Source organism: Stenotrophomonas sp. (assembly GCF_032099025.1).
Taxonomy (GTDB): domain Bacteria; phylum Pseudomonadota; class Gammaproteobacteria; order Xanthomonadales; family Xanthomonadaceae; genus Stenotrophomonas.
Genome location: NZ_DAMCID010000021.1, coordinates 69599 through 80830, shown reverse-complemented (window position 1 = coordinate 80830; position 11232 = coordinate 69599). Strand labels below are relative to the sequence as shown.

The following is an 11232-nucleotide window of genomic DNA, read 5'->3' as shown; positions in this document are numbered from 1 at the left end:
TCCAAGTGCGATCAAATTATCGCTTCTTGGCGTCCGTTTCAGCGGGGCAGGTTCATGCTACCGTGCGGATGCCCACCACGCGGCGCCGATCAGCTCAGCAGAATTCCCGCTGCCGCTTCGTTGGCTTCTCGGTGGGGAATGCCATTGGCCTCCGTCCGATCGTCAGCGTGGCGCTGTTGGTCTTGGGATCGATGCTGAGACTTGCCCGCTCCCAAGCCCCAGCTGTCCAGCCAGCGGCTGGGCAAGCGCAGGTAAGGCACGATCTCGGCGGTGCGGTCCTGCGCGTGTGCGGAATGCGCCACCACGCCACCTTGATGGGTGCAGGGTGGACGGGCGTATGACCTGGGTAGGGATGGCACGAACCCGAACGAGCTGTGCGACGTCGTAAGCAGCATGTTGGACCTCCGGCAGGAAGATCCCTCGCCGGAGCGGCAAGGGAGTCGGGAGGTTAGAAACCGTCTGGCTAGAACCGGCGGGCGTATTTCCACAGGGGGTGTTGTATTAGCCACCCTCCCGACAAAGGGACGTCCAACATTGTCTAGCCAGAAGAGTTTCTACGCTCCGATGTGCACCATGCCGGATGGGTCGGAAGATGGGAAATCGCTTGTTGCTGTTGATCTGCGCGGCTTGGTTGGCGATGCCTAAGCATTGGCGTAACTGGCTCATTGCAGTCGCAAGATTTGGGACGGGTCGCACGCAATCTGCCGCTATCTAGAGGAGAGCAGTGGATGACAGAAATAGATCCTGAGTGGCTGAATGCCTTCGATGAGGCAATGGTCGGCTTCTTTGCCATCGACCACGCAGAAGCCGGGATGGATGAGAAGGAGCTGGGCTGGTACGCAGATCTTCCAGCGAAAGACGCTGCCCTGGCGTATGGGCTGGACTTTGACCTGTGTCGGGTTGACGTGTTCTGGCCGTCCTTGGGCCTGAGGCGTCGCACCTAACGGGAAAGGTGCGCCAAATCTCTGCGCGTACCGCATGCTTTAACCCTATCGAATCGCTGATTCGCATAGGGCAATGGAATTGCCACATGGACGACTGGACCCACCAACAGCTTGCTGTCGCAGTTCAGGCGTACTGATGAATGCAGCGGCGCGCTGCCGGCAACGGAGACCGCGCTGGCTTATGGGCTGGATTTTGATCTTTGTCGGGTGGATCGGGTGTGGCCGATGCACCGGCTGAGGCTGGCTAATTGACGCCGTCGAGATCCCCATCGCCGCTAGGATCCGGAACTCTCAGTCGTGCCACTTGCGCCACCCCGTGTCGCATGCAGCATACTTCCTGCTGATCGATCATGGTGATCGCTTAGCAGGGGGCTGGCGCACATGGAAAGGTGGACACCAGAGCAGTTGCAGGCATCCGTGGATGGATACCTGGACATGCGGGAGCGCATCGCGCGCGGCGAGAAGGTCAACAAGGCCGGGACCTTTCGGGACTTGGCTAACAAATACGGGAAGGATGAAGCAGCCTGGACACGCAGGTTTGGCAACGTCTCCCAGGTGATGGAGGAGCTCGGGTATCGGCAGATTCCCGGTCTTCGACCGCTAGCCAACGTCGGCACCAATGTAACCAAGGTGCTGGTCGGGATGATCCAGGCGCGAATTGGGGATGCTGAGGCTGGGCTCGCGGACGCGGAAGTGCGCGCCGCGCTAGTTGTGGCAGAGCAGGCAGTGAAGGCTAGCAACGGGTTCTCCCCCGAAGGTGCTGAAGATCAGCGTCGGCGTGTGCTTCGCAGTGTGGTGCAACGTCGTGGGCAACCCGCGTTCCGAAAAGCACTCATCGAGGTTTATGGCGGGAGGTGTGCCATTTCAGGTTGCGCCATCGTTGATCTTCTGGAGGCGGCTCACGTCTATCCTTATAAAGATGGCGCGACGAATGACGTCAGCAACGGATTATTGTTGCGAGCCGACTTGCACACCCTCTTCGACCTTCGGCTGATCTCAGCCGATCCAGACACGTCGCGAGTCGTTGGGTGCGCAACTCTACAAGACAGTGAATACCAGATTTACGTCGGAAAGGCGTTGGCAACCAGAGCGGCTGGAGCCATTGCCCTCTCCGTGGACGCAATGCGCTGGCACCGTTCAAGGTGCGATTGGTGATCGACGGGGAAGATGTGCCGACGTGCCGCTCCGCACGAGGCTAAGCCAGTGGAGAAATGTGGAAGGAGGGCCAAGGGTACATGAATGTGGAGACGACTCAGTGGGAGCAGTGCCTTGATGCAGTTCGGGCGCTGGGCGGAAAGGCCACTTCGCAACAAGCGTAGGAGTACTTGAAGCAGTTTCGTGCAGGACGACTGAGTGCACTCTCCTCCCACTAGGACGCGATGAGACCAGTCCTCCTGCAAAAGCCATAGACCATCGAGCTGCTTACCACAAGCTCTCACGCCAACAGGGTTCCACTGACGGCCTTCAAACGAGCCTGAACCTGCGCCCAAGTGAGTCACGAAAGATCCGGTGCTTGGCTCGTATTGGGGCGGCGCCAGGCCCAATGGATGTGCTCCGCTGAAGCAGACGCCAACAGGCGTCGACCCGCAACAGCGCGAACCGTGGCGGGAAAGAATGCGCGCTGGTAGCTGACCAGCTCATTGACCATCTGAGAGCGCCCCCCCCCCATTTGAATCAAAGTGCGTAGAGAGAGAGGCCTACTGTGGCCTCCGCCGTTCGGGGAAGGCGCCAGAACGGCGCGAATGACGCGTCGTTCTGGCTGATCCCCCGGAACTCAAGTCTGACGGGAGAGCTGAGCCTCGGCCGCTTGAATGAATCCCTCAAAGGTCGAGCCAGAAGCCTCAAGCGCGATGGCAATGTCAGACATTGCAAGCTTCAGCTTGTATCGCCTTTGAACACCCTGCCCCTTCCAACGCACTTCATCTACAACTTCTGCATCGATCAAGTCAGGCAACATTTCATCCATGAACACTGGAGCGCTGATCTTTCCAAGCCGAAGACGAATGAAGGTCTCATCCATGTATGTGCTTCGCATAAAAAATCTTAGAAACTTCTCGAGGATCTTGAATCGCTCATCGTCTACCAAGATTCCATCAAATGTCATGCCGCCGGTTGACCCATCCTCAATGCCGCCACCGGACTCACCAATAACCCCACGAATAACACCAGGATCAAACGATTGGACGTCGTTCAAAACGATCGAGTCTACCTGGCAGTCGCGGAACGTGCAGCCGCGCAGTGACGTGGGCGAGTCAACCTCGAGCCGCTCAAACTCACAGCTGATGAATCTAATTTTATCAAATTTGGATCGCCCAACTCCGGTTGGCTGAAAGTGACATTTGATAAAATCAATCTTGGCGAGGACTTTACCCGCCAAGCCCCCAACTGGAAATATTATCCCCCGCACTTCTATGCCGTGAGTTGAACCACCCAAGCATTCTAGGAGCCTACAGACCAGGGATCCACAGTTCTCCTTGATAAAGGTAAATCCATATTCTTCGCTATCTATCTCTTGAAGCGTCGCGACTGCATCTGCTGGATCACCCCCTTGGCGAAGAAGGGACTGAACAGCCTGCTCGATGGTGACCATTGGAACGATCCCGACCGAAAAGAACGACCTGATATCTCCTTTATGCTTAGCGAACACCAGTCCGCCAAGCGCCTCCCCAAGGTAAAAGCTCTGGAAATCCTCGTGATCGAACGAGACTGAGTTGGAACGACTCGGATCCACCGACAGGAGCGAATGCTGACGAATTCTCTCCTTTACTTGCCTCGCATGAGACGCACCCTTCTTTCTACCATCTAGGTATATATCGACCACCACATCAAGCAAGTCATACCGAATAGAAAGCGAAGACGTCTGCCACATCTCCATTGAAATCGCAGACAGCAATACATGATGATCTTCTATTGCGAGCAGGGGCTCCATTAGATCCTTGTCGAGCCACTTCTCTTCAGCCTCTCTCTTCACAATCGCATTGACAAAGGTATAGAAATAGTCGGATGGATTCACACCTAGCAGATCAACCACCTCTGCCCCGTCCTCTTTTTCCAAGACATCAAATAGTCGCTTGACAAGCACAGCCCTAGTCAACAAGGGATGGGCTTTCCCCAGCCTGTCTTCGATCAAGTAATAGATATCACTAGCATCGTCCCGCCCCCTACGTTCGCCGTAGGAAGTGAACTCATCTATGCGCCATCTGGTCAGAGAAAGACGGCCGAACATTGCAGATCGATCGCCGATCGCATCTAGTAGTTTGGCCTGCGTTTTGAAGCTAACGTATTCAAAGAATGCTTTTCGTGCCGACAAAATTATCGTCCCTGCGGAGTCGAGACTCTGCACGAGACCTCCCAGTGAGGACACGGCTTCCCCCTTATCACCTTCGACGAGCATCTCTTCATAGCCATCAAAAGCTGGGACTATCAATCCCATTTTTACGAGATTGATGAAAGCATCGAAGTACAAGTATGGGAAACGCAGTTTATTAACTAGCGCCGCTATAACCGCGTCGTCAAAGGTCAAGAACGCCTTTCCACCCAATGGAATAGGAACGACAAGTGATGGCACCTCTTTTGCCTTGAACCTCCGGGCCTGCTCCTGTGCAACTTTTGCAATCAGCGTAGTTTTTCCTTCGCCCGCGTCCGAGGTCAGATAAAACACAGACGTCGCCCCTGGGACGGGATTGGAGGCGATCTTTAAGAGCGACTCTCTCGCGTCCACATCTTGATCAATCAGTTCTTCATCTGCAATATCACGAGTCATCCTTCCCCTAGGTGAAACGAAGACCGATTGGGGAGACTCGAATTTTTGAGACAATGGAAGTGCCAGAATTCGGTCTGCCAACTGCGGCAATCTTGCAATTCTATTGATTATCCAAGTGCGTGCCGGGATGACTGCATCGTTCTCGTGGACGAGGATGGATGAGGCGTCAGAATCCTTATACGAAACCCTGACATCAATGACTTCGCCTCGAAGCTCTGCAACCACACGGCCTAGTCTGACGTCTACATCGGTCGGTTCGTCAGCGAACGAGGAAAGAATGCTCTTGAATTGAGATATGTCCATTAGCATGGGCTCACTTGTTCGTAAAACCGCTCGGACCTACCAGCCTCCAACATCTGGCTAAGGTGGCGCTGAGTCCTCCAGCCGTCATTGGTATGAATATGCGTTATGAGGCAGCCGGCATTTGCGGCGAGGAGCACCCCCGGCCACATATCAGTGTCCGACGAAACGACAACCACATTTTTATCGCGCTTCTGAAGGGAAAGATAGGCGATGTCGGCCACAATCAACGTATCGACCATCTTCTGCTCGTCTCGCACCACTAGATCCTGCGCCTTGACGGCGCATGTCGCAGCCTCGCATTCATCGGAGTACTTAAGTTGCCTGAGGCGCGCCATGCCACAGTTATCCTGGGCAGAGCAACCATTCCAAGGATCACGCCTGACACGAAACTTCCTGGCAGGGCGATCTCTTACATATGTTTCACTGAAGACGCGATTGGTCCACGCTGGACTGTCTGCAAGCACGACTTCCAGCCTGACAGTTCGCTGGTCATCTTCCACGCGTCGACTAAAAGGTCGGGGAGATTCCTGCCTGATAACGGGGAGTATTTGTTGAGCGACTCTTGTCAGATTGCCGCGCTCACGCCACCCCCCATACAGACGAACTTGGATGGCATCGTATTGCACAAAAACTGATGCAGGAATCAATCGCGAAATTTCTGTCGCAGCCTCCATGACACCAGCTCGCTTAAACCTCTCGTTTACGTTGTCATAATCGACTAGAACTGAAAGCACGACTCCCCCAGCGTTCGCTGTACTTTCGGTAGATTGACGCATTCCGCACTTGCTATCAACAAAAAAGGCGGCCTACTGGCCGCCTTTTTCTTGATTACTCCCCATCAAACCCCGACAGGATTCCCCTTCTCAGGATCAATCTTGTACTGCTTGATAGCCCGGGCCACATCCTTCCCGGTCATCTTCCCGTCCTTCGCCAGCGCCGCAATCGCGGCATGCGCGATGTAGTACCGGTCAACCTCGAAGAAGCGACGCAGGTTCGCACGGGTGTCCGAACGACCAAACCCATCCGTACCCAGCACGGTGAACGTACCCGGCACGAACGCACGGATCTGGTCCGCATACGCACGCACGTAGTCCGTGGCAGCAATCACCGGGCCCTGGCGGTCTTCCAGCAGCTCGGTCACGTAGGCCTTGCGCTGGGTGTCTTCCGGGTGCAGGCGGTTCCAACGCTCGGCGTCGAAACCATCGCGGCGCAGTTCGTTGAAGCTGGGGCAGCTCCAGATGTCGGCGGTGACGCCGAAGTCCTTCTCCAGCAGCGCGGCCGCTTCAATGGCCTCGCGCAGGATGGTGCCCGAACCCAGCAGCTGCACGCGCAGCTCGTTCTTCTTCGGCTTGCCGGCGTCGGTGAGCAGGTACATGCCCTTGACGATGCCTTCGGCCGCACCTTCCGGCATTTCCGGGTGGGTGTAGTTTTCGTTCATCAGAGTGATGTAGTAGTACTCATCAATCTGGTCTTCCATCATGGCCTTGGTGCCGTGTTGGAGGATGACGGTCACTTCGAAGCCGAAGGTCGGATCGTAGCTGCGCACGTTCGGAATGCCGCCCGCCGCCAGATGGCTGTGGCCATCTTCGTGCTGCAGGCCTTCACCGTTGAGCGTGGTGCGGCCGGCGGTGCCGCCGAGCAGGAAGCCGCGGGTACGCATGTCGGCGGCCTGCCAGGCAATGTCGCCCACGCGCTGGAAGCCGAACATGCTGTAGTAGATGTAGAACGGCAGCATCGGCACGTTGGACACCGAGTAGCTGGTACCGGCGGCCATCCAGGAGCTGATGGCGCCCGGCTCGCTGATGCCCTGCTGCAGCACCTGGCCGCTCTGGTCTTCGCGGTAGAACATGAGCTGGTCGGCGTCGACCGGCTTGTACTTCTGGCCGAACGGCGCGTAGATGCCGATCTGGCGGAACAGGCCTTCCATACCGAAGGTACGGGCTTCGTCGGCCACGATCGGCACGATGTGCGGGCCCAGTTCCTTGTCGCGCAGGGTGATGTTCAGGCTCTGCACGAAGGCCATGGTGGTGGAGTAGCTGCGCTCGCCGCTGCTCTTGAGCAGGCGTTCGTAGGTTTCCAGCTTCGGTGCGTTGAAGCTCTTGGTGGCCTTGCGGCGGCGCTGCGGCAGGTAGCCGCCCAGTGCGGCGCGACGCTCCTGCAGGTACTTCACTTCCGGCGAATCCGGGCCCGGGTGGTAGAACGGCACCTGGCCGTCGGCCAGCTGCGCGTCGGTCACCGGAATGTTGAAGCGGTCGCGGAAGTGGCGCACCGCTTCGTCGTCCAGCTTCTTGGTCTGGTGGGTCGGGTTGAGCGCTTCACCGGCGCTGCCCATGCCGTAGCCCTTGACCGTCTTGGCCAGGATCACGGTAGGCATGCCCTTGGTGTTCACGGCCTGGTGGTAGGCGGCGTACACCTTGTGCGGGTCGTGGCCGCCACGGTTGAGGCGCCAGATGTCGTCGTCGGAAAGACCAGCCACCATGGCGGCGGTTTCCGGGTACTTGCCGAAGAAATGCTCGCGCGTGTACGCGCCGCCGAAGGCCTTGCAGTTCTGGTATTCGCCGTCGACCGTTTCCATCATCAGCTTGCGCAGCACACCGTTGGTGTCCTTGGCCAGCAGGGCATCCCAGTAACCGCCCCACAGCAGCTTGATGACATTCCAGCCGCCTCCACGGAACACGCCTTCCAGTTCCTGGATGATCTTGCCGTTGCCGCGCACCGGGCCGTCGAGGCGCTGCAGGTTGCAGTTGACCACGAAGATCAGGTTGTCCAGGCCTTCACGGCCGGCCAGCGCGATGGCGCCCAGGGTTTCCGGTTCGTCCGATTCGCCGTCGCCGATGAAGCACCACACCTTGCGGTCGCTCTTTTCGATCAGGCCACGGTTTTCCAGGTAACGCAGGAACTGCGCCTGGTAGATGGCGGCCAGCGGGCCCAGGCCCATCGATACGGTGGGGGTCTGCCAGTAGTCCGGCATCAGCCACGGGTGCGGGTAGCTGGAAAGGCCACCGCCGTCGACTTCCATGCGGAACTTGTCCAGCTGCTGCTCGTCGATGCGGCCTTCGAGGAACGAACGCGCATAGATGCCCGGGGCGCTGTGGCCCTGGATGAAGAGCAGGTCGCCGGGGTGGTTGTCGCTGGGGGCGCGCCAGAAGTGGTTGAAGCCCACGTCATACAGCGTGGCACCGGAGGCGAAGCTGGCGATGTGGCCGCCCAGGTCGCCCGGCTTGCGGTTGGCGCGCACGACGGTGGCCATGGCGTTCCAACGGATGATGGAACGAATGCGCCATTCCAGTTCGGCGTTGCCCGGGCTCTTGGCCTCCAGGGTCGGCGCGATGGTGTTCACGTACTCGGTGGTGGGAGAGAACGGCAGGTAAGCACCCGAACGACGGGTCAGTTCCACCATGCCTTCCAACAGTTGATGCGCGCGCTCAGGGCCCTCGACATCAATTACGGCCTTCAGCGACTCGATCCATTCCTGGGTTTCCACAGGATTCGGGTCGTTGTTCAGCACCTCGTTCAACCAGTTCATTTGCGCTCCCATGACCGCACGCACGCGCGCGACTGTTTTAGATTTCTAGCCGCAAAGTGTAGCGCACCAATGGGTTTGCTTACTTCGCTACGGGTGCGTATGGAAGCGCTGCGCGGTGTCTGGGGGACATCGCGCGACAGTAGGGCGGCTTGGTTTTGCCGGTTCCACGCGCGGTTTCAGGGTGGTTGATGGCGATGACACGGGTGCGGCAGGAGGACAGCGGCGTACAGGTGGGGGCCGGTTTGGGGTGGGGCGGATTGGCTAACGCTGTCATGTGGGGGGCGTGGAACGTGGGTGGTCTCGGTGGGCGGGGGCTCGCCAGCGTTCTACGTGGGGCACGCACCGTCGCGTGGGGGCCATGGGTTGGTGGGCGCTTTTCGCGGCTGCGGCGGCGGTCGAATGCTGAACGGTTGCGCAGCCACGCAGGGCGTGGCTCTACACGTCCGCAACTTTTCGATATATCGTTATCGCACTTCATTCGATATATCGAAATGACTGCTCCGCGTGACCTTGAACTTACTGCCCGCTCTACCCCGGCCCGGCCGCTCAGCCGGGGCGACCTGCGCCTGCTGGTGCTGTCGCTGCTGGGCGAACAGCCGCGCCACGGTTATGAGCTGATCCAGTGCATCAGCGAGATGTTCGTGCGGGTGTACACGCCCAGCGCGGGCTCCATCTACCCGGTGCTGTCGCAGTTCGAGGCGGCCGGCTGGGTGAGTGCGCTGGAAGACGGCGGCCGCAAGCGCTACCAGCTCAACGCGCTGGGCCAGGCCGAGCTGGCGGCGCAGCGCGAGGAGGTGGACGCGGCGCTGCACCGGGTGCGCCACAGCGCGCGCTCGATCGCCAAGGCCAACCTGCCGCCGGTGGTGCGCGACGCGCTGCGCGAGCTGAAGCAGGCGCTGGGCCTGCACCACGCCCGCTGGCAGGACGACAACGCGGCGGCGGTGGCGCAGGCGCTGCGCGAGGCCGCCGCGCAGATTCGTGCGCAGGGCCGCTGACCCGATTGATCCAGACCCAGCCCGCCGTTGGCCAGCCAGGTCCTTCCCCTTACGCCGCGTATGCGGCACTGAAATAACAGGTATTCCCATGGCTTTGCATGAAAACCGGTTGCTGCGTCATACCGTGAAGTTCCGCCCGCTGCAGGTGCTGCGCACCGAGGAGATCACCCCGTGCATGCGCCGGGTGATCGTGGGCGGTGAGGCGCTGGAGGGCTTCGATTCGCCCTCGCCCGACGACCACGTGAAGCTGTTCTTCCCCAATGCGGAAGGGCAGTTCGTGGTGCCGACGATGACCCCGGAAGGCCCGCGCTATCCGGAAGGCCAGGAACCCTCCCCCGCCCGCGATTACACACCGCGCTGGTGGGACCTGGAGGCGAAGGAGCTGGCCATCGACTTCGTGCTGCACGGCCACGGGGTGGCGTCGAGCTGGGCGGCCAATGCGCAGCCGGGCGATCCCATCGCGGTGGGCGGGCCGCGCGGCTCGCACATGACGGCCGATGACTACGACACCTATGTGCTCATTGGCGATGAGACGGCGCTGCCGGCCATTGGCCGCTGGCTGGAGACGCTGCCGGCGCAGGCGCGGGCGGAGGTGTACATCGAGATTCCGGAGGCGGATGACCGCCAGTCGCTGCCGGAAGACGACCGCATCCGGGTGTCGTGGCTGGAGCGCAATGGCTTTGATGGGGCGACGAGCACGCTGCTGGAAGACGTGTTCACCGACTTCGAGGAGCCGGAGGGCGACACGTTCTACTGGATTGCCACTGAATCGCGCCGGGCGCGGATGATGCGCAAGTACATCGAGGGCCACTTGGGGGTGCCGAAGGAGTGGATCCGCTCCACGGGGTACTGGAAGGCGCACCCGGGGCACGAGGGGGATTGAGGCGATATTGATCGCGTGCGCCGCACGACCAACGGTGGTGCGCTACCGGGGTGGTGCCGGCCGTTGGCCGGGCCAGGCGATACGCACCGCGGCCAGCGAGGCCTGATGACCTACCTGCGCCGCACGATAAACGGTCGTGCGCCACCGGGGGGTGCCGGTAGGTCACGACGGTTGGTCGTGACCCCCGCCATGCGACAATCGCGTTTTGGGCCGGTGGCTTTCGATGCAAGCAGCTTCTCTTTCGGCCCTGGCCGACCTGATCGCGCGCCTGGAGCGCGCCGATCCTGCGTTGGACGCCACGCTGGCGTCCGCGGCGCCCGAGGCCACGGTGCCGATGCGCGAGGCGGCCCTGCCGCTGGCCCGCGCGCAGCTGGCGCTGGTGCAGGCCAACACGGATATCACGCTGGTGGCCGACGAGCTGCGGCGTTACCAGAAGTACGCATTGCCGGGGAAGCCGAGCCTGCAGATCGTGCAGCTGCGCAAGCAGCAGGCGACGGTGAAGCAGGCAGCGCTGATTGCGCGGCAGAATTTCGCGCAGGCCACGCATGCGTTTCTGCGTGAGAGCGGGTTGACCGCACCGGCACGGCGGTTGCCGACGGATTTCACGAGCGGGTGGTTGGCGACGCTGGCGGCGGGGTGATTACGGGGGTTTTGTTGGGCGGGTGGTGCCGACTGGGTGGTGCCGACTGGGTGGGGCGACTGGGTGGGCCGACTGGGTGGGACCGACTTGGTGGACCGACTTGGTGGACCGACTTGGTGGGCCGACTTGGTGGGCCGACTTGGTGGGCCGACTTGGTGGGCCGACTTGGTGGGCCGAC

Annotated in this window: 8 protein-coding genes; 5 read left to right on the top strand and 3 right to left on the bottom strand. The window is 60.2% G+C overall.

The window, feature by feature from the left end; translation table 11 throughout:
- The first annotated feature begins 728 nt into the window (after positions 1-728).
- Complete coding sequence (locus RT456_RS14725) at positions 729-944, top strand: hypothetical protein (RefSeq protein ID WP_313347790.1); 216 nt, start codon at positions 729-731, stop codon at positions 942-944.
- Positions 945-1379: 435 nt separating this feature from the next.
- The gene (locus tag RT456_RS14720; protein ID WP_313347789.1) at positions 1380-2099 is read left to right on the top strand and encodes an HNH endonuclease signature motif containing protein; all 720 of its coding nucleotides are present in this window, start codon (positions 1380-1382) and stop codon (positions 2097-2099) included.
- A 619-nt stretch (positions 2100-2718) separates the two neighbouring features.
- On the opposite strand, the gene RT456_RS14715 is transcribed toward RT456_RS14720, so the two are convergent.
- The 3 genes from RT456_RS14715 to aceE form a co-directional block, all read right to left on the bottom strand.
- Entirely contained in the window at positions 2719-5016 is a 2298-nt protein-coding gene (locus RT456_RS14715) for a hypothetical protein (protein WP_313347788.1), read from the bottom strand.
- On the bottom strand, positions 5010-5786 hold the full coding sequence (locus tag RT456_RS14710) for a hypothetical protein (protein WP_313347787.1): 777 nt from the start codon (positions 5784-5786) through the stop codon (positions 5010-5012). Before RT456_RS14710 ends, RT456_RS14715 begins: the two co-directional genes overlap by 7 nt.
- 62 nt (positions 5787-5848) lie before the next feature.
- Positions 5849-8536, bottom strand: a complete 2688-nt coding sequence (gene aceE, locus RT456_RS14705) for a pyruvate dehydrogenase (acetyl-transferring), homodimeric type (protein WP_313347786.1) — start codon at positions 8534-8536, stop codon at positions 5849-5851.
- Positions 8537-9027: 491 nt separating this feature from the next.
- Between aceE and RT456_RS14700 the strand changes: the two genes are divergently transcribed.
- The 3 genes from RT456_RS14700 (at position 9028) to RT456_RS14690 (ending at position 11054) form a co-directional block, all read left to right on the top strand.
- Positions 9028-9531 (top strand): PadR family transcriptional regulator, encoded by a 504-nt coding sequence (locus tag RT456_RS14700; protein ID WP_313347785.1) that lies wholly within the window; start codon positions 9028-9030, stop codon positions 9529-9531.
- Between the two features lie 88 nt (positions 9532-9619).
- Entirely contained in the window at positions 9620-10414 is a 795-nt protein-coding gene (locus tag RT456_RS14695) for a siderophore-interacting protein (protein ID WP_313347784.1), read from the top strand.
- Between the two features lie 223 nt (positions 10415-10637).
- Positions 10638-11054, top strand: coding sequence for a hypothetical protein (locus RT456_RS14690; protein ID WP_313347783.1), 417 nt, complete (start codon positions 10638-10640; stop codon positions 11052-11054).
- Positions 11055-11232: the final 178 nt, after the last annotated feature.

Bases quoted from the DNA above. Each gene is read 5' to 3' on its own strand.
- RT456_RS14725 (WP_313347790.1), top strand. From the start codon at position 729: ATGACAGAAATAGATCCTGAGTGGCTGAATGCCTTCGATGAGGCAATG.
- RT456_RS14720 (WP_313347789.1), top strand. From the start codon at position 1,380: ATGCGGGAGCGCATCGCGCGCGGCGAGAAGGTCAACAAGGCCGGGACC.
- RT456_RS14715 (WP_313347788.1), bottom strand. From the start codon at position 5,016: ATGCTAATGGACATATCTCAATTCAAGAGCATTCTTTCCTCGTTCGCT.
- RT456_RS14710 (WP_313347787.1), bottom strand. From the start codon at position 5,786: ATGCGTCAATCTACCGAAAGTACAGCGAACGCTGGGGGAGTCGTGCTT.
- aceE (WP_313347786.1), bottom strand. From the start codon at position 8,536: ATGAACTGGTTGAACGAGGTGCTGAACAACGACCCGAATCCTGTGGAA.
- RT456_RS14700 (WP_313347785.1), top strand. From the start codon at position 9,028: ATGACTGCTCCGCGTGACCTTGAACTTACTGCCCGCTCTACCCCGGCC.
- RT456_RS14695 (WP_313347784.1), top strand. From the start codon at position 9,620: ATGGCTTTGCATGAAAACCGGTTGCTGCGTCATACCGTGAAGTTCCGC.
- RT456_RS14690 (WP_313347783.1), top strand. From the start codon at position 10,638: ATGCAAGCAGCTTCTCTTTCGGCCCTGGCCGACCTGATCGCGCGCCTG.